The 17337-nt window shown below is 65.5% G+C and carries 22 protein-coding genes; 11 read left to right on the top strand and 11 right to left on the bottom strand.

The genetic code is table 11. The annotated features are described in order from the left end of the window. Positions 1-229: 229 nt before the first annotated feature. From KBY57_RS05545 to KBY57_RS05530, 4 genes are all read right to left on the bottom strand, one after another. Positions 230-1018, bottom strand: coding sequence for a hypothetical protein (locus KBY57_RS05545; RefSeq protein WP_254994906.1), 789 nt, complete (start codon positions 1016-1018; stop codon positions 230-232). Further along, positions 970-1347 (bottom strand): DsbA family protein, encoded by a 378-nt coding sequence (locus tag KBY57_RS05540; RefSeq protein WP_254994905.1) that lies wholly within the window; start codon positions 1345-1347, stop codon positions 970-972. The genes KBY57_RS05545 and KBY57_RS05540 overlap by 49 nt, the downstream gene beginning before the upstream one ends. A 99-nt stretch (positions 1348-1446) precedes the next feature. After that, positions 1447-2466 (bottom strand): DUF389 domain-containing protein, encoded by a 1020-nt coding sequence (locus tag KBY57_RS05535; RefSeq protein WP_254994904.1) that lies wholly within the window; start codon positions 2464-2466, stop codon positions 1447-1449. A gap of 176 nt (positions 2467-2642) precedes the next feature. Beyond that, positions 2643-4103, bottom strand: a complete 1461-nt coding sequence (locus tag KBY57_RS05530) for an ammonium transporter (RefSeq protein ID WP_254994903.1) — start codon at positions 4101-4103, stop codon at positions 2643-2645. 304 nt (positions 4104-4407) lie between these two features. Between KBY57_RS05530 and KBY57_RS05525 the strand changes: the two genes are divergently transcribed. Beyond that, a complete protein-coding gene (locus KBY57_RS05525; protein ID WP_254994902.1) occupies positions 4408-4749 on the top strand; it encodes a P-II family nitrogen regulator in 342 nt (113 codons plus the stop codon). A gap of 89 nt (positions 4750-4838) precedes the next feature. Here the strand turns inward: KBY57_RS05525 and KBY57_RS05520 are convergent, their stop codons facing one another. Then, on the bottom strand, positions 4839-5357 hold the full coding sequence (locus KBY57_RS05520) for a phycocyanin subunit beta (protein ID WP_254994901.1): 519 nt from the start codon (positions 5355-5357) through the stop codon (positions 4839-4841). A 92-nt stretch (positions 5358-5449) separates the two neighbouring features. Here KBY57_RS05520 and KBY57_RS05515 point away from each other — a divergent pair, with 92 nt between their 5' ends. The 4 genes from KBY57_RS05515 to KBY57_RS05500 are packed head-to-tail and all read left to right on the top strand — an operon-like array spanning position 5450 to position 8312. Beyond that, positions 5450-6742, top strand: coding sequence for a glutathione S-transferase family protein (locus KBY57_RS05515; protein ID WP_409996414.1), 1293 nt, complete (start codon positions 5450-5452; stop codon positions 6740-6742). A gap of 7 nt (positions 6743-6749) precedes the next feature. Beyond that, positions 6750-7331, top strand: a complete 582-nt coding sequence (locus KBY57_RS05510) for a DUF2808 domain-containing protein (RefSeq protein ID WP_254994898.1) — start codon at positions 6750-6752, stop codon at positions 7329-7331. 17 nt (positions 7332-7348) lie between these two features. Continuing rightward, entirely contained in the window at positions 7349-8017 is a 669-nt protein-coding gene (locus KBY57_RS05505) for a M23 family metallopeptidase (protein ID WP_254994897.1), read from the top strand. A gap of 16 nt (positions 8018-8033) precedes the next feature. Further along, positions 8034-8312, top strand: coding sequence for a DUF427 domain-containing protein (locus KBY57_RS05500; protein WP_254988887.1), 279 nt, complete (start codon positions 8034-8036; stop codon positions 8310-8312). 29 nt (positions 8313-8341) lie between these two features. On the opposite strand, the gene KBY57_RS05495 is transcribed toward KBY57_RS05500, so the two are convergent. The 4 genes from KBY57_RS05495 to KBY57_RS05480 form a co-directional block, all read right to left on the bottom strand. Next, complete coding sequence (locus tag KBY57_RS05495; RefSeq protein ID WP_254994896.1) at positions 8342-8794, bottom strand: SgcJ/EcaC family oxidoreductase; 453 nt, start codon at positions 8792-8794, stop codon at positions 8342-8344. A 44-nt stretch (positions 8795-8838) separates the two neighbouring features. After that, entirely contained in the window at positions 8839-9090 is a 252-nt protein-coding gene (locus KBY57_RS05490; RefSeq protein WP_254994895.1) for a hypothetical protein, read from the bottom strand. A 104-nt stretch (positions 9091-9194) separates the two neighbouring features. Beyond that, positions 9195-11378, bottom strand: coding sequence for a glutamine synthetase III (locus KBY57_RS05485; protein WP_254994894.1), 2184 nt, complete (start codon positions 11376-11378; stop codon positions 9195-9197). Between the two features lie 102 nt (positions 11379-11480). Then, complete coding sequence (locus tag KBY57_RS05480; protein ID WP_409996413.1) at positions 11481-11876, bottom strand: Hepatitis C virus core protein; 396 nt, start codon at positions 11874-11876, stop codon at positions 11481-11483. A 67-nt stretch (positions 11877-11943) separates the two neighbouring features. Between KBY57_RS05480 and arsS the strand changes: the two genes are divergently transcribed. From arsS to KBY57_RS05465, 3 genes are all read left to right on the top strand, one after another. Continuing rightward, a complete protein-coding gene (gene arsS, locus KBY57_RS05475; RefSeq protein WP_254994892.1) occupies positions 11944-12903 on the top strand; it encodes an arsenosugar biosynthesis radical SAM (seleno)protein ArsS in 960 nt (319 codons plus the stop codon). A 282-nt stretch (positions 12904-13185) separates the two neighbouring features. After that, positions 13186-13728 carry a hypothetical protein gene (locus KBY57_RS05470; protein ID WP_254994891.1) on the top strand — a complete coding sequence of 181 codons (543 nt, stop codon included), beginning with the start codon at positions 13186-13188 and terminating at the stop codon, positions 13726-13728. 58 nt (positions 13729-13786) lie between these two features. Continuing rightward, positions 13787-14311: a LexA family protein gene (locus KBY57_RS05465; RefSeq protein ID WP_254994890.1), complete on the top strand. Its 525-nt coding sequence runs from the start codon at positions 13787-13789 to the stop codon at positions 14309-14311. Between the two features lie 149 nt (positions 14312-14460). On the opposite strand, the gene KBY57_RS05460 is transcribed toward KBY57_RS05465, so the two are convergent. Continuing rightward, positions 14461-14619 carry a hypothetical protein gene (locus tag KBY57_RS05460; RefSeq protein ID WP_254994889.1) on the bottom strand — a complete coding sequence of 53 codons (159 nt, stop codon included), beginning with the start codon at positions 14617-14619 and terminating at the stop codon, positions 14461-14463. Positions 14620-14638: 19 nt separating this feature from the next. After that, positions 14639-14962, bottom strand: coding sequence for a hypothetical protein (locus KBY57_RS05455; protein ID WP_254994888.1), 324 nt, complete (start codon positions 14960-14962; stop codon positions 14639-14641). Between the two features lie 468 nt (positions 14963-15430). Here KBY57_RS05455 and KBY57_RS05450 point away from each other — a divergent pair, with 468 nt between their 5' ends. The 3 genes from KBY57_RS05450 (at position 15431) to KBY57_RS05440 (ending at position 17116) form a co-directional block, all read left to right on the top strand. After that, positions 15431-15610 carry a ribbon-helix-helix domain-containing protein gene (locus KBY57_RS05450; protein WP_094559932.1) on the top strand — a complete coding sequence of 60 codons (180 nt, stop codon included), beginning with the start codon at positions 15431-15433 and terminating at the stop codon, positions 15608-15610. A gap of 160 nt (positions 15611-15770) precedes the next feature. Then, positions 15771-16439: a dienelactone hydrolase family protein gene (locus tag KBY57_RS05445; RefSeq protein WP_254994887.1), complete on the top strand. Its 669-nt coding sequence runs from the start codon at positions 15771-15773 to the stop codon at positions 16437-16439. A 2-nt stretch (positions 16440-16441) separates the two neighbouring features. Further along, positions 16442-17116 (top strand): phosphoribosyltransferase, encoded by a 675-nt coding sequence (locus tag KBY57_RS05440; RefSeq protein ID WP_254994886.1) that lies wholly within the window; start codon positions 16442-16444, stop codon positions 17114-17116. Positions 17117-17337 lie beyond the last annotated feature (221 nt).

Here is a 17337-nt window from a genome sequence, read left to right as displayed (position 1 = left end):
CCAGCGCTTGCTCCTGGCAGGTGGGAACGGGCTTTTGTGCCATTGGTTGCGCGAGGTGGTGGCGAGAGCAGCAGGGCGCTCGGGCTGGTGGAGCCAGCATCGAGGCTGCCTTTCGTTCGGGCTCCCATGCTTCGTTTTCGCGGCGATCGTTCAACCCTGCTGGCGGCGTTGCTGGCCCACTGGAGTGAGCAGCAGCTCACCATCCCAGCGGCTGCGCTTCAGCAGCCCCTCAGATCAGCCAGCCGGGTTGCAGCAGCAGCACCAGGCCGAGGCCCAGCATCACGGCGGCACTGACCAGCTTGAGCCGACGGCCGGCGGCTGCGCTGAGGCGCTGGTTGCCGAGGGCCCACACCGCCAGGGTCACCATCAGGGCGTCATCGGCGATGTAGCCGAGGATGTAGAGACCCAGGTAGCTGTAGTGGGCCCAAGCCGGCAGCGATTGTTGGCTGAGCACGGCGGTGTAGACCGCCGGCAGGCCTGCGGTGCAGAGCAGTTCCACCAGATTCACCACCACCGCGAGCATCGCCACTCCCAGCAGGGCTGGAGCCAGGGCGCGGCTCTGCAGAACCTTGCGCATCCGGGTGACGATCCCGGGTTTGGCTGCCTCGGGAATGGCCAGGGTGTAGCTCCCGCTCTGCCGGCTGGCATCGCGCAGATTCACCAGGCCGATCAGCAGGGCGATGCTGCCCAGCAGCAGTTGCGACGGGCGGCTCAGGCCCAGCACCAGAAACACATTCAGCCAGGCCGCCATGAAGGCGTAATACACCGCCCCGCTCACCAGCACGAAGGTGCCCGCCACCAGGGCCAGGCGCCGGCGATCGCGCCAGTGCACCAGCAGCGACAGCAAAAACAGCAGCACCCAGATCGCGCAGGGATTGAAGCCATCCAGGAGCCCCAGGGCCAAGGTGAAGGCCGGCAGTCCCAGCCGCTGTAGATCAGGCAACCCCTGGGGGTGCTTCTGGCGCGCGATCAGCTCCAGTAGCTCCCGGCCTCGTCCCGCCGGCCCGTCGAATCCCACCAGAACCCTGTTCCCCAGCACAAAGGTGGGCACCCCCGGGCCGCATGGTGCTGCAGGTCGGCAAGGGCCGTGGGGTCGGTGTCGAGCGGCCGCAGCCGAATGATCAGGTCTGGGTGCTGCCGTTGCAGCTCGGGAAGGAAGGCCTTGGCCTGGGTGCAGTGGGGGCAGCCCTCGCGCACAAACACCTCCAGCGTGGCTCCGTTGGGCTGGGATGGCCCGGGGGTGGCGGGCGCGCTCAGTGGGCTCAGGGCCAGCAGCAGACCCAGCAGCCACGGCAGCAACCAGGGCAGGTGCAAGGGCCTGAGCCAGCTGGCGAGGTGCCGGTTCATCGCGCCATGGCAGCAACCTTGTGGTTGTAGAGGCCTGAGCCTCAGGGAGTGACGCGCTCGATGATCCAGCCGGCTGTGCCGTCCGCGAGGCCCCCAGGATCACGGCTTGGTTCGGCTGGGCTGGACTGGGATTGGCTCAGGCTCAGGGCCAACGATGTCAATGGCGCTGCGCTGCACCACCAGTCGGTAGCGCTTGGGCTGTTGGTTGTTGATGAAGCTCTGCACTGCCGCCACCTGGGCCGGGGTCGGCAGGTTGGATTGGCTCACCCGCACGGAAGCGCGGATCAGCGGTGGCGTTTTTTTCCAGTCGATGCTGACGCCCACCAACTGGGAATGGCGGCCGATGGTGAGGGTCTTGGTCTGCAGGCTTTTGGCGATGGCCCGTTCAATCCGCTGCTGCTCGAGCTGCAGCTGGGATTGGCGCACCAGTTGCACAAAACTGCTGCTCAACGGGAGCACCAGCAGAGCCGTGAACAACAAACTCACCCAGCCCATCCGACTGCGCCACAAGCGCTTTCGCAGCTGCGGTTGGCTCACGGCCAGCATCATCAGGGCGCCGTTGAGGATGCCCAGCAAGTTGGTGGCAAAGAGCAGGCCAGCCCCCCGGGCGCCTTCCCATTCGCCGGCTGAAACCAGCAGTCCCAGCACGCACACCGGTGGCACCAGGGCCACGGCGATCGCGGTGCCCACCAGCGAGGACACGGCTCGGCTGCGCACCTTGGCGTAGATCGCAGCAGCACCCGCCACCAGGGCAATGCCCAGATCGAGCAGGTTTGGGGACGTGCGGGCCGTCACCTCGTGCCCCAACAGCGGCATGCCCACCCCAAGGCCCACCATGGCGGAGAGCAGGGCCGTGAGTCCGATGCCGATGCTGAGGGTCAGGAGGGCTTTGCCCGCCAAGGCCAGCTGCCCTTGCAGCATCCAAAACGCCATGGCTCGCAGGGGCAGGATCCAGGGTGCAATCACCATCGCCCCGATCACCACGGCGGCACTGTTGGCCAGCAGGCCCAGGCTGGCGATCAGCGCCGCTGCGAGGGTCAGCACCAGGAAGTCGCCATCCAATGGGGCATCAGCCTCAAATTGCCTGCTCAGCTCGTCGAGAGTGAGGCTTTCGACCATGGCGAGATGGTGGCGAGCTGGCGGCGCACGACTGACTGGACCGTAGGCAGGGTTCGCCTCGGGCACCACATCCGCCGAGCGGCGTGCCAATAAAAAAGCCCGCGGCGTGCCGCGGGCAGATGGTTGAACCGGTGGATGGGCTCAGGGGGGAAGGAGGAGCGCTACTGAAGCGCGACTCACTTGGCCGTAGCGGCGAAGTCCGGGTAGGCCTCCATGCCGTGTTCGCCAATGTCGAGACCTTCGATCTCTTCCTTCTCGGTGACACGAATGCCGCCGAAGAGGGCTCCAATGATGGACCAGATGATCAGCGAAGCAACGATGGTGGCAACGGCGTAGGAAAGAGCACCAACGAATTGGATGCCCAACTGGGAGAAGCCGTGACCGGTGAACAGACCCTTGTCGGTGTTGAACAGGCCCACGGCCAGGGTGCCCCAGATCCCGCAGCTGCCGTGCACGGAGAACGCACCAACGGGATCGTCGATCTTGAGGCCATCAATGAAGGCCACGGAGAACACCACGATCACACCACCAATGAATCCCATCACCCAGGCGGCAGGCATGGAGACGGCATCGCATCCGGCTGTGACGCTCACAAGGCCGGCCAGGATGCCGTTGATGGTCATGGTGAGGTCGGGCTTGCCGCCGCGGATCTGGGAGATCACGGTTGCGGCAATGCCGCCGCCGGCAGCACCCAGGGTGGTGGTGACGGCGATGTAAGGCACCTCGACGCCCATCGACAACCAGGAGCCGGGGTTGAAGCCGTACCAGCCAATCCAGAGGATCAGACAGCCGAGGGTGGCGATGGCCAGGTTGTGACCAGGCATGGCTTGGGGCTTGCCACCCACAAACTTGCCGATCCGTGGGCCAAGCAGGATGGCGCCGATCAGACCAGCCCAGGCACCCATGGAGTGCACCACGGTGGAGCCGGCGAAATCAATGAAGCCAAGGCTGTTCAGCCAACCACCACCGAGACCGGCGTCATCGGGGAAGTTCCACTGCCAGCTGCCCGTGATCGGGTAGACAACGCCCACCAGGATCAACGAGAAAATCACGAACTCGCCAAACTTGATTCGTTCCGCCACGAGGCCGGAGACGATCGTGGCGGCGGTGCCAGCGAAGGCGGCCTGGAAGAGGAAGTCGATGCTGGGAACCAGACTGCCGTCTGTGACCATTTCTGGAGTCACGGTCGGGTCAAAGAACACTCCACCAAACTTGAACCAACCAGGAATGACCCAGTCGGCGTTGTACATGATCTTGTAGCCGATGAACCAGTAAGCCGTCACCGCCAGGGCGAACACGATCAGGTTCTTGGCCAGGATGTTGACGGCGTTTTTTTGTCGGCACATCCCCGCCTCCACCATGGCGAAGCCGGCGTTCATGAAGATCACCAGAATCGCGCAAACCAGCAGAAACAGGTTGTTGGCGAGGAAGGCTGGGGTGAGCTCGGGGAGCTCCGCTGCATGGGCAGACAGGTTAAAAACACCCAGGCCAAATAGGGCCAAGGGCACGCAGGCAAGCCAAACCATGGAGCGGCCGGAGGCCAACCCGCGCAAGTTGCGCAGGAGCATCAGTGGCGCTTCAGTCAGGCTCGCCTCCTGAAGGCGCTTGCGCCTTGGAGGGGTGGAAGCAATGGTCATGGGCAGATCAGAGGGACAGCTGCTCAGGTTGGGGATCGTCGAAATCCCTTCGCAATGAAGGATGCGCGCTTCCAGGAGGATGAGATGTTTGTTTTGATACCAAATCGCGCTCCGGCCCCCGCCGGCGTCGTGCGAAGCCGTTGCTCTCAGCGATTGGATCCCTTGGCGGTCGCCGTGAATGGCGCCACCCGGGAGATTGTTATGGAGTGTTTCGCCACCGAGCTAGGGCCATCGCTCAGCTGCGGTTGCTACAGAACTGCGATCGGGTCGTGGCTAAACAGGGGGAGATCAGCATTGGTATCGCGTGAAACAGATTCAAGCCATCATCCGGCCCGAAAAGCTTGATGCTGTCAAGGATGCGCTGGTGAGTCTCGGCATCAATGGCATGACCGTCACCTCCGTGCAGGGTTTCGGTAAGCAAATGGGGCACACCGAGGTCTATCGCGGCGTGAAGGTGGAGGCTCGGTTGCTGCCCAAGGTCATGATCACGACCGTTGTCACCGACTCAGCCATGGCTGGGGTGATTGAGGCGATCAAAGGCACCGCTCAAACCGGGGAAGTGGGCGATGGCAAGATCATCGTCATGCCTGTTGAGGCCTCGATCCGCATCCGCACAGGCGAAACCGGCGACGCCACCCTGGATTGATTCAGGCTGGCAAGTCCGCCATTAAAAAACCAGCCAACCGGGCTCAGGCGAGCTCGGCTGGCTGGAGCCAATCAGCTGGCTTCAGCTAATCAGCCGACTGCAGCAGCAGCGCGGTCGAAGTAGGTGCCAACTTCGCTCATGAGGGCGGAGCAGTCGCCGGGGGTGATGCCGTTGCGATCGTTGGCGATCGAGATAGCGGCGTCCTTCATCTTGCGCACGCCTTCTGCCACGGAAGCGCCGGGCACGCCGAGGGCGAGGTAGGTCTCACGCAGGCCGTTCAGGCAGCGGTCTTCCAGCACGGAAGCGTCGCCGGTGAAGATGGCGTAGGTGACGTAGCGAAGAATGATCTCCATGTCGCGCAGGCAAGCAGCCATGCGGCGATGGGTGTAGGCGTTGCCACCGGGTGCGATCAGGGCGGGCTGCTGATCGAAGAGATCGCGAGCCGCGTTGGTGACGATGGCGGAAGCGTTGGAGGTGATGCGGTTCACCGTGTCCATGCGCTTGTTGCTTTCAGCCACCATCGATGCGAGGGCGTCGATCTGACCGGCGTTGATGAATTCGCCACGGGCATCAGCCTGGACAACAACCTTGGTGAAGGCGTCGAACATCGAATTGCATCGTCGAAAAGTTGAGTGCCAGCCTAGGGAAGGCACCTTCGCTGCTGTGAGCCACTAGAACCGAGGCTGGTGCAGGGATGGGGATGGCGCCGATGGCGAACGCAGGGCTGAGCTGGCACGAGTTGGAACGTCTGGCGGCGCCCCCAGCCGATCCTGTCAACGGTCCCACCAGCGCCCAGGCTCGCCTGCGTCTGTTTGGCCAGCCGGAGCAGGCGGTGAGGGTCACCTTGTTTCGCGATCACCACGCTTGGTGCCCTTACTGCCAGAAGGTGTGGCTGTGGCTGGAGGAAAAGCGGATCCCCTACCGGATCCGCAAGGTCACCATGTTTTGCTACGGCGAGAAGGAGGCCTGGTTTCGGCAGCTGGTGCCGTCTGGCATGTTGCCTGCCCTGGAGCTTGATGGCCGGCTGATCACCGAGAGCGACCGCATTCTTGAGGCCCTCGAAGGAGCCTTCGGCAGCCTGGGCCCGGGCATGGCCGACCCCGCTGTGCTGCCCCTGCGCCAGCTCGAGCGGGTGCTGTTTCGCGCTTGGTGCCAGTGGCTGTGCAGCCCCGGCCTCCGTCCGCAGCAGGAGGCCTCGGCCCAGGCGGCCTTTCAGCGCATTGCTGCTGCATTTGAGCAGGCGCTCGACCAACACCCCGGGCCGTTCTTGCTGGGGGAGCTGAGCACGGCTGATCTGGTGTTCGTGCCCTACGTGGAGAGGATGGCGGCCAGCCTGGCCTACTACAAGGGCTTTTTGCTGCGCCGGGATCACCCGGCCATCGATCGCTGGTTTGCGGCGCTGGAGCAGCGCTCCACCTACCGCGGCACCCAGAGCGATTTCCACACCCACGCCCACGATCTCCCGCCCCAGATGGGCGGCTGCTACGCCAGTGGCACGCCAGCGCAGCGCGATCTGGCCGCCCGCATCGATCAGGGCCCCTGGCCGATCGATGCACCCGATCCGGAAACCAGCCACGGCGAACCCTCCGATGCGGCGGCGGTAGCCCTTGCTCGGGTGCTCAAACACCGGCAAGCGATCCTGGCGCGCAGCTCCCTGGGGGCGGCCGGATTCGACCAGCCCCTGCGCACCGCCCTCACTGCCCTGATCCGTGACGAAACGCAAAGGCGTGGCGAACCCCAAAGCTGGGGCGAGCGCCTGGTGCCGGCGGCCGGCAGCGCGGCCGCCCTGCGCTACTTGCGCGATCGCATCAGCGTGCCGCGGGACATGCCCCTGCATGCGGCCCGGCGCCTCCGTCAGGCCCTGGAGGCCACCGCCGGCCTCGATCCCGAGGACGGCACCGCCCAGGGCCCGCCCATTCCGGTGGCCCATCGCCGCGACCAGGACCCCCAGCCATTTCTGCAGGCCGCCTCTAGCGTTTTCCCAGCCGCCTAAAGCCCTGGTGCCTGTGCCCCGTCTTCGACGTGTCGCCGTTGCGCTCGGCTGTGCCCTGGCCAGCTGCGTTGCCGGGGCTCCCGTTCTGGGGCCGGGTGTGATTCCCGCCGCTCGGGCTCTGGAACTCCAGGGTGCCACCTACTTCACCAAGCCCCCCTGGAAGGTGGACCTGGTGAGCTACTACACCACCATCTGGCAGACCCGTGCGGAGTACTACTTCACGATAACGCTCGATCCGGAGGCGGGGGCAGCCCTCGGCGGCCTAACGATTCAGCAGACCCGCGGCGTCGACACCCGCTTTCCGTTCTTTGTTGATCGCACCTCCGCGTTCCTGGGCCGGCCGCGTCAGCAGGGCCCCCGCGTGCCGGTGCAGGCCCAGTTCGACAGCGCTGCGCGCCGCTTCACCCTCAGCTTCCCAGAGCCCGTTCCGCCTGGGGCCACGCTCACGGTGGTGCTCAAGCCCTGGAATAACCCAGCCTTCTCCGACACCTACATGTTTCAGGTGACGGCCTACCCCGCTGGCCCCAACCCCTCGCCAGCGCCGGTGGGATTTGGCACCCTGCGGATCTACGACCCCGATTGGCGCTGAGCCCGATCCCCTGAGCCATGACCCACCGGAGCTGGCCCTTGCTGTTGCCGCTGCTTCTGGCCGCGGTGGCTGGCCAGTCGTCGCTGCGCGCTCAGAGCGCGGAGCCCCAGGCGCTGCTGCTGCCGATGCCCCAGGAGCTGCCGCGCCACGTTTCAGTGCCGGATGTGCTGCGTCCTGGATCGGTCGGGTCGGTGGCCCTGGGTGCATTGCGGGCCTCAGATCCGGATCCCGCGCCGCCGCCCCTGGCCTATCCCTTGGCCCAGCTGGCCGAAAGCCTGGACCCTTGGGGCTGGCGCTACTCGGAACGCCGCTCGGCGTGGCGGTTGCATACCGGCATTGATCTGGCGGCCCGGCAGGGCACGGCAGTGCTCGCCTCCCGGGCCGGACGGGTGCTGCTGGTGGAGTCGATCAGTGGCTACGGCACCACTGTGCTGCTCGACCATGGCGAGGGTTGGCAGACGCTGTATGCCCACCTGCATGAAGCCACGGTGCTCAGCGGCGCCTGGCTTGAGCAGGGGCAACCCCTGGGCACGGTGGGCATGACCGGCTCGGCCACGGGCCCCCACCTGCACTTCGAACTGCGCCGTCAGGGCGCGGAGTTGCTGGCCCTGGATCCCACGCCGCACCTGCCGCTCCTGCTGCCACCTCCAGCCCCGCCGCCGGCGCTTGCCACAATCAACCCTTGATTGCGCCCCAAGCCCCATGCAAGCCCAGTGGAACGGTCGGGTGATTGCCCGCAGCGACGACATCGTCAGCGTGGATGGCAACGCCTATTTCCCTGCCGACGCCCTCGACCCCAGCTGCATCCGCCCCTCCTCCCACACCTCGGTGTGTGGCTGGAAGGGCACGGCCCACTACTACGACCTGGTGGTGGATGGCCAGGTGAACGCCAATGCCGTTTGGTTTTATCCCGAGCCCAAGGAGGCCGCCGCCAACATCCGCGGCCGGGTGGCCTTCTGGAAGGGCGTGCAGGTGAACTGATCCATTCCGCTGGTCGGTTTTGCAGCAGATCAGCTGGGCACCAGGGAGGAGTGGTGGTGCAGGATCCGCCACTCCCCCTCTCGCCTCCCGTAGACGAAGGTGTAGCGGGCGTCGACCTGGGCCTCGGGGTCGTGCAGGGCGAAGCGGTAGGTGCCCTCATCCACGGCCAGGTTGCAGCCCAGCTCGATCTGACGGTGAGTCACCGTGCCGCTGGGATGGCGGGCCAGAAAGGTGGCGAAATAGTCGGTGATGGCTTCGGGCGTGTCGCGAAGCTGCGCCGACAGGGTGGGCAGCAGCAGGGCGTGGCTGTCGTAGAGCTGGGCGACCTGGGCCGGATCACCGCTGGCAAGGGCGTCGTTCCACAGGTCAAACCAGCCTTCCACCTGCCGCTCGTTGAGCGGGCTGCAGGCCTGAATGGGCGCCAGCTGGAGCGCCTGGGCTGCCGGAGCCTCCAGCGTCAGGGCGAGCACTGGCAGCACCATCACCAGCACCAGCAGGACCGACCGGAGCTGGCGCGCCAGTGAGCTCAGCAGCCTGGAAAGCGCAAGGTGCGCCAGTTGCCACTGGCCGTGCTCACCTCCACGCCGATCTCGCAGGGCTCCTGGTTGCCACCGCAGTGCTCCTGCCACCAACCCATCGCCTCGCTCCAGGCCGCATCGAGCGATTCGTAGAGATCGTCCAGCACCGGATGGGGCGCCCCCTGGCGGTCGACGAGACGGTAGTGCCGCACGTGGCTGGCGAAGGGGGGTCGCACGGTCTGGGTTAGCGGTGATGCCATGTCTGTCTGCACTACTCCTTGCTTGCATCATGGTCTGTGTGACAGATCGGAACTGTCACCTTCACAACATCTTTCGGTGTCGGGCGCCACGCGCGGCGGGCCCCTCAGCGCACGAACAGCATCTCCCGGTAGCTGGGCAGCGGCCAGAGGTCGTCGTCGACCAGGCCTTCGAGGCCATCCACCGCCGAACGCAGGGCGCCGATCAGGGGCATCAGGGTGTCGGCGCAGTGGCGCATGTGGGCTTCGGTGTGGTCAGCCCCCTCGCCGTGACTGCCGCCGCTGAGGGCCTCTTCGAGGGCATCGCAGCCGTTGTTGAGCTGCTCGAGCAGCTCGCCCAGCTGGTTGCGCAGCTTGAGGTTGGGATGGAGACCCATCGCCTGCTGCTCCTGCAACGCCGTGCCCAGCTCGCCGAGGTAGCGCACCGCCGCCGGATACACCTGGGTGCGGGCGATCTGCAGGGCCAGCTTGGCCTCCACTTCGATGGCGAGCACATACTGCTCGCTGTACACCTCGAAGCGGCTCTCCAGTTCCACCGGGCTCAGCACCCCCTGGCGCTCGAACAGCTCCCGCACCTCCTGCCGTTGCAGCACGGGCAGGGCGTCGGCGCAGGTGCGCAGGTTTTCGAGGCCCCGCTGCTCCACGGCCATGCGGTGCCACTCGCTGGAGTAGCCGTCGCCGCCGAACACCACGGCGCCGTGCTCGCGCATCACCTGTTGCAGCACGTGGAAGGCCGCTTCACTCAGGGCCATCCCGGCGTTGAGCTGGCTCTCCAGCTGGTCGGCCATCCAGCCGATCGAATCGGCCAGCACGGTGTTCATGGCCACCAGGGGGCCGGCCACCGATTGGTTGGAGCCGACGGCGCGGAATTCAAAGCGGTTGCCGGTGAAGGCAAACGGTGAGGTGCGATTGCGGTCGCCCGGGTCTTTGGTGAACTCCGGCAGGGTGTCGACCCCCAGGGCCATCACGCCACCCTTGGCCGAGGTCTGCAGGTTGCCCTCACGAATCTGATTGAACACATCCTCGAGCTGGCTGCCGAGGTACACCGAGATGATTGCCGGCGGTGCTTCGTTGGCGCCGAGCCGATGGTCGTTGCCGGCCGTGGCCACCACCGAGCGCAGCAGCGGGCCGTAGCAGTGGACGCCGCGGATCACGGCGGCGCAGAAGAGCAGGAACTGGAGGTTGTCGTGGGGGGTCTGGCCGGGGTCGAGCAGGTTGCCCTGGGTGGCGTTGCCGATCGACCAGTTGACGTGCTTGCCGCTGCCGTTGATGCCGGCAAAGGGCTTCTCGTGAAGCAGGCAGGTGAACCCGTGCTTCTTGGCCGTGCTCCTGAGCACGGTCATGGTGAGCTGCTGGTGGTCGGTGGCGACGTTGGCGGCCTCGTGGAAGGGCGCGATTTCAAACTGTCCGGGTGCCACTTCGTTGTGGCGGGTCTTGGCGGGAACGCCGAGCCGGTAGAGCTGGCGCTCCACGTCCTGCATGAACACCTGCACCCGCTCGGGGATGGCGCCGAAGTAGTGGTCGTCAAACTGCTGCCCTTTGGCGGGAGGAGCGCCAAAGAGGGTGCGTCCGGCGAGGAGCAGGTCGGGGCGGAGGGAGATGAAGGCGCTGTCAACGAGGAAGTACTCCTGCTCGGCGCCGCAGCTGGAGTTGACGGGAGCCACATCGGTTTCACCGAGGAGGCGGAGCAGGCGCTGGGCCTGCCGATTCATGGCGGCGTTGGAGCGGAGCAGGGGGGTTTTCTTGTCGAGGGCCTCACCGGTCCAGGAGACGAAGACCGTGGGAATGCAGAGGGTGACCCCGTTGGGGGTCTGCATGAGGTAAGCGGGGCTGGTGATGTCCCAGGCGGTGTAACCGCGGGCCTCGAAGGTGGAGCGGATGCCGCCGTTGGGGAAGGAGGAGCCGTCGGGCTCGCCCTGCACCAGCAGCTTGCCCGTGAATTCGGTGATCACCCGCCCATCGCTCTTGGGCGAGATGAAGCCGTCGTGCTTCTCGGCAGTCGAGTTGGTGAGCGGATAGAAAACGTGGGCGTAGTAGAGGGCGCCACGGCCGGTGGCCCAGGTCTTCATGGCGTCGGCCACGGCATTGGCCAGCGACAGGTCGAGCTTGCCGCCCTCGCGGATCGTGCGCTGGATCGATTTGAAGATGCGTCCGGGCAACGCCTCCTTCATCTTCTCGAGAGTGAACACATCGCTTGCCCACAGCTCCCCGAATGGGGCAGCGGCTGCCGTCGCCGCTGGCCGCCGCCGTTGAATCTGCTGGAGGGCGGCGAAGCGCTGGGGGCTGGGCATGGGAGGTGCCGTTCGGATGGCTTTCATCACACTGCCGCGCCCCGGCCCTTTCGTGTAGCTGTTGCTACCAAAATTCCGATAACCGCCCTGGGGCACTCGGCCTCAGATCAGGTAGCGCCGGATGCTGGGTCGGCACCAATACACCAGTGCGGCCGTGGTCGCCGCCCAGAGCAGGGCGGAGAGCGCCGCCGTCAGCAGCCGTCCCTCACTCAGCAGCACCAGGCGCACGATGCCGTAGGGCAAGCCCACAGCCAGGGCCATGGCCAGCGCCACGATCGCCAGAATCTGTCCCCAGGCGCGCCACTTGAGCAGGGCGATCGAGGCCACCAGGCCCACCACGGCTGTTGGCAGCACGGCGCTGGCACCCACCACAATGTTGGTCACCCGCCAGGTGGGATCCAGCAAAATCACCGCCAGGCCCAGGGGAATGGCCAGGGCGTTGGCCACCAGGCCCAGCCAGGCCAGGGTCACGTAGCCGCGTGGGGGCTGCTGCAACATCGCAAACTCGGGGCAAGCGACCCACCATGGTCGGTCATCGGGAGACGGCAGGATGGTCGCTTCAGGAATGCATCAGCCCCTGCTCTCGAGTCTGTTCCCGCCGCTCTGGCGCGGCCCCCTCTCCACCCTCCAGGTGAACCTGGGCTACCGCTGCAACCAGGCCTGCAGCCACTGCCATGTGAATGCGGGGCCGACCCGCACCGAAATGATGGATCCGGCCACGCTTGCCCTGATCCCGCCGGTGCTGGCCGCCCGGGGGCTGGCCTGCCTCGATCTCACCGGTGGGGCCCCCGAGCTCCATCCCCAGTTTCGGGAGTTGGTGGTGGCGGCCCGGCGGCTGGGGGTGGAGGTGATCGATCGCTGCAACCTCACGATCCTGTCGGAACCTGGCCAGCACGACCTGGCCCCCTTCCTGGCGAATCAGGGCGTCACGGTGGTGGCCTCCTTGCCCTGCTATTCCGCCGACAACGTTGATCGCCAGCGGGGCTCTGGTGTGTTTACCCGCAGCATCGCGGCGCTGCAGCAGCTCAACGGGCTTGGCTACGGCCAGCCCGGCAGTGGCCTGCAGCTGCACCTCGTTTACAACCCCCAGGGGCCGACGCTGCCGCCTCCCCAGGCCCAGTTGGAAGCGGAGTACAAGCGCGTGCTCGCCGCCGACTTCGGGGTGGTGTTCAACAGCCTCTATGCCCTGGCCAACATGCCGATTCAGCGGTTTGCCAGCTGGCTCCAGGCCCAGGGAAAGCTGGAGTCCTACCGAGCTCTGCTGCAGGCCCAGCATCGTCCCGACCATCTCGCCCAGGTCATGTGCCGCTCCCTGATCAGCGTTGATTGGCAGGGTTGGCTATTCGATTGCGATTTCAACCAGCAGCTTGGTTTGGCTGCGGCGGAGCCAGGGCAGCCCCGGCGGCATCTGCGGGAGCTGCTTGAGCGCGATCCCGAGGGCGATCCGATTGCGGTGGCCGACCACTGTTTTGGCTGCACCGCCGGTGGTGGCTCCAGCTGCGGCGGAGCCCTGCAGGCCTCTTAGGGCGGCGCCCCCAGCTTCTGTGAGACGGCGTTTTTTGCGTTCCGCTGCAAATGCTGCGCGCCGTCCTGCAAACGTCCGGCCAGGGATGTCGCTGCGTCAATCGCTCCCTATGGTTGATGCCAACCCGGCTTGCTGGTCCGCGAAGTTCTGCCCGTTTATGCAGACAGTTCATTCAGATCGTTCATGCAGGCTGCGGGTGCTGCTGTTGTGCTCCGCCACGGCGTTCGGCGGATTCGGTTGATCAGACGATCCATCCCCTTTGCGCTCCTGACGTTCCTGGGGGTGGCTTTCACCGCTCCGGGGTATGCCTTGCAGCGCCCGGTTGATCCGGTGGCGGTCTGTGTCGTGTCCCCCCGGGTGGAAGCGGTGGAGGAAGGGGATGCCGCGGGTGTGGTGCCCACGCCGAGTCCCCAGCTGGTGGTGGTTGAACCGCTGCTGGAGCTGCGCATTGAGCGCCGGGGGCGGCCCGTGTGGCGGCAGCTGGCGGCGGCGGGGGAGGCTCTCCCGGTTCCCTTGGCCTGGCCTTTGGAGCCGATCACCCCTGGCGAAGTGGTGCTGTTGCGGCTGCGACCCGAGCAGGCTCCGGAGGGGGCCTTTGCCCATGTGCACTTGGTGGGCGCCTCCGCCGAACGGATGGCGAGCACCGCCGCCTTGATCCGCTCCCTCGCTCAGAGCTCCCTGGCCTGGTTGGCGGCCATCGAAGCGGCCCTGGAGGCTGAGGATGTGCCGTTGGCCTGGACCTTGCTGTTTGCGCCGCAGCTGCCCGATGCCGCCGCTCTCACGGCCCTGCGGGCTGAGGTGGTGCGGCGGGGCTGCGGCGACTGACGCCCGGCTTTGGTTCAGATGTACTATTGCGCCTGTTGCGTTGCGGAGGGTGGCGGCCATGGCCTGTGCCCCCACCAGCGATCTGATTTGGTTGGGCCCCTTGCGCCAGGGGGATGGGCCCCTGCAGCTGCCCCTGGCGGTGGAGTCGGTGGCGGCGGGGTTTCCGAGTCCTGCCGACGACTATGTCGAGGCGGCTATCGACCTCAACGGCATTCTGATGCCCCGCCCGAGCTCCACCTTCCTGATGCGGGTGGATGGTGATGCGATGCGCGGCGACGGCATCCATCACGGTGATCTGCTGGTGGTGGATCGCAGCGTGGCGCCGCGCTCAGGCTCCACCGTGGTGGCGGTGCATGAGGGACGCTTTGTGCTGCGTCGGCTTGAGGGACGTCCCGCCCAGTGGTGCCTGGTGGCGAGTGATGCAACAACCGCCGCGATTGCCTTGCAAGGTGAAGACCCAGATCTGCTGATTTGGGGTGTGGTGATTCATGCGGTGCACCACCTCTGCACGCCGCTGTCGGGATCACGACGGCGAGGTGCCGTCGCTGGAGGCTCACCAGAAGCCCTGGGAGTGGAGCCATAGCCCCAGCAGTCCCATCGGCACAAACACGGCACCGAGGATTTGCAGCTTGACCGTGCGGGGGGAGGGTTGTTTTTTGGGTGGCATGGAGGCTTAGGGGTGGCCACAGGCGTAGGAGGGGGGTGGCCGCAGGCGAATCAACCGGAGTCCAGTTAGCTGAGGGCTTGCCGGAGGAGGTTGGCGAGCTCCTCAAGTTGGTCGTGGTTCAGCATCCAGTCTCCCTGGCCGTCCTTGGTGATGTGCTCAGCTTCCAGCATCCAGCCGTCTTCCAGCTGTTCCAGAACGAAGTGAAGGGATTGGTGGCGAGACATGGCGAAGGAAGGGGGCGGCTCACGCCGAAGGAGAGAACAGAATCGGGCGGTAGGTGGGCTTTGCGGAGGGTGACAGGCTCCACTTCACCCGACAGGTGAAGGTGCCGTATTCCCCCCTGATGGCCGTCGAGACGCGCATGGCCGTGACCGTGGCGTTCGGGGGAATGCGGGATTGGGCCTGGTTGCAGGAGTCCACCTCGGAGAGGGTGGAGCTGTATTCGGCGGTGCCGCGGGTGGGAGCCTTCTGGGCGGCTGTTGGGTCGGCCTGGACCAGGCCAGGCTGGAGTAGGGCGATGGCTGCACAGAGGGCGAGCAGCCGGGGGCCTACAGCGATGGGGCGCATGGCCAGAGAAGAAGGTGCATCCGTCCTAGCTGACCTTGCCCTGATGTGCCTCTGGCGGCAGGCCGTGCGACTTGTTGGTCAGTCGCGCTGAGCCGGATTCCGCTGACCCGCTTGGAGGTGGCTTGCGCCGTCATTCTTGCCGATCCCGGTTTTCCGGTAGTGGTTGCTACAGCGATTGCCTAGTTCTTGGATTGGGGCGCAAAGCAATTCACCCGGCCTGACTGCCGAGCTTTGGATTAATTCCAGATTTCGAATAGTTACAGGAGAAAAATACACGAGGAACCGCATGTAGCCCTGCCCTGCCCTGCCCTGCCCTGCCCTGCCCTGCCCTGCCCTGCCCTGCCCTGCCCTGCCCTGCCCTGCCCTGCCCTGCCCTGTTATGTCATGCGGGATTGCTGATCTCTAATTAGATCGGGCTCTTGCACTCAGTCTGAGCTGGCTATAGGGTTAGGTTTCTTCCGCATACAGATGGCTGGCTTTGATCGTGATCAATTTGCATTTCTAAAGCCCAACAGACTGTCGGTCACGGTTCCTTTTTCCCTCTATGTCGCTCTGGAGCGGCGGGCCACGATGGAGGGACGCTCCCTGTCCAATCTGGCGGCCTATCTGCTCGAGAATTCCCTGGGCGGGCCACCGGCCAAGGGCTGACAATCTGGCTGAGAGCCCCTGGCGATTGGGCCTTTTCTGCGGGGCGTGCGGCAGGTTTGCGGTGGAGTGGCCGCACGGCAGGCCAGGCCGGTAGATGGGCCCCATCCTTGGACCGGACCGCTGTTGGACGGGCCAGGCAGGAGAACGAGACATGGCCTCCATGGCGGCAATCGAACGCTCCGTCACGGTGCATGCAGCGGCGGCCGACTTGGCTGGCACCCTGACTCGGCCCAACCGTTGCCGCGGGTTGGTGATCTTTGCCCATGGCAGTGGCAGCAGTCGCTTCAGCAGCCGCAATCGTTTTGTGGCGGATCGGCTCGTGGAGGCAGGGCTGGCCACCCTTCTGTTTGATCTGCTCACGGCCGAGGAAGACCAGTGCGATCGCGGCAACGATTCTCTACGTTTTGACATTCCCTTATTGAGCCAGCGTTTAGCGGGAGCCATTGACTGGTCCCTTCAGCAGACCGAGCTTGAGGGCTTGCCCGTGGGCTTGTTTGGCGCCAGCACCGGTGCTGCCGCTGCCATCAACGCGGCGGTGGCCCGCTCCGACCATGTGGCGGCGGTTGTCTCGCGGGGTGGCCGCCCCGACCTGGCGTTCAATGCCTTGCCTGATGTGTCCTGCCCAACGTTGTTCATCGTGGGTGGGGCGGATCTGGATGTGCTTGAGCTCAACACCTGGGCAGCGGCCCATCTGCAGGCTCGGCACCACCTGGAGGTGGTGCCCGGTGCCACCCATCTGTTTGCAGAACCCGGCGCGCTGCAACGGGCGGCTGAGCTGGCCCGTGATTGGTTTCTCGACAACCTGACGCCGACCGCTCAATCGGGTTGACCATGGCCGTGCATCCGCCCCTCTGGAGCAATCGTCATCAGGCTGGTCTGGCCCTGGCTGAGCGCCTGCGCGTGAGCGCTGGCCAACGGCACGACAACTGGGTGATCGCCCTGCCCCGCGGCGGGGTTCCGGTGGCTGTGGCGGTGGCTGAGGCTCTGCACTGCCCTGTGGCCACTTGGTCGGTGCGCAAGGTGGCAGATCCCCAGTGGCCGGAGCTGGCAATCGGCGCCATCGCCCATGGTGGCGTGGCGGTGTGGCGCAATGGCCATGCTGCCGAGCTCCGCGAGAGCATGGCGCGTCAGCAGGGATGGTTGCAAACGCAGCAGCAGGAATTGCTGCGGCGCCAGCGGCTGTTTGGCGATCCGTTGCCCGAAGCGCTCCGAGGCCGCCACCTGATCGTCGTTGATGATGGTGTCGCCACCGGGATGACGGTTCGGGCGGCCCTGCTCTCGCTGCATCAGCTTCAGCCGAGCCGCCTCACCTTGGCCGTACCCGTGGTTGACCGCACAGTGGCCCGGGAGTTGTCCCAGTTGGTGGATCACCTCGAAGCCTTGGCGATCGTCGATCAGCTTGAAGCGGTAGGACTGTGGTACGAAACATTCAACCAGCTCAGTGACCACGAGGTGTTGGAGCTGCTGGCCGCCGCCGCCGCCGCCGCTGTGAAACCCGCGCCCTGAAGTCCTGAGCTATGGCTCAGCTGAATGTTCTGTGGTCATCACTTTGAGATCGTGGGCTCCTTTGTTGCGAAGATGTTGATGAATGGATTCTTTTAAGGGTACCTCGAAAAATTGCCAGGGCACTTGATCTTCGGGATTTGTTGATTATAATCGAGCAAGAATTTTGCAGGCAAAGGAGGGACAGAGAGGCTTTTGGGACGAACAGCAACGAGTCGCAAAGC

Origin of the sequence: Cyanobium sp. Aljojuca 7D2, from assembly GCF_024346415.1 — a bacterium.
GTDB lineage: Bacteria > Cyanobacteriota > Cyanobacteriia > PCC-6307 > Cyanobiaceae > Cyanobium_A.
The sequence above is the reverse complement of the archived record's forward strand: the minus strand, read 5'-3'. Positions and strand labels throughout refer to the sequence as shown.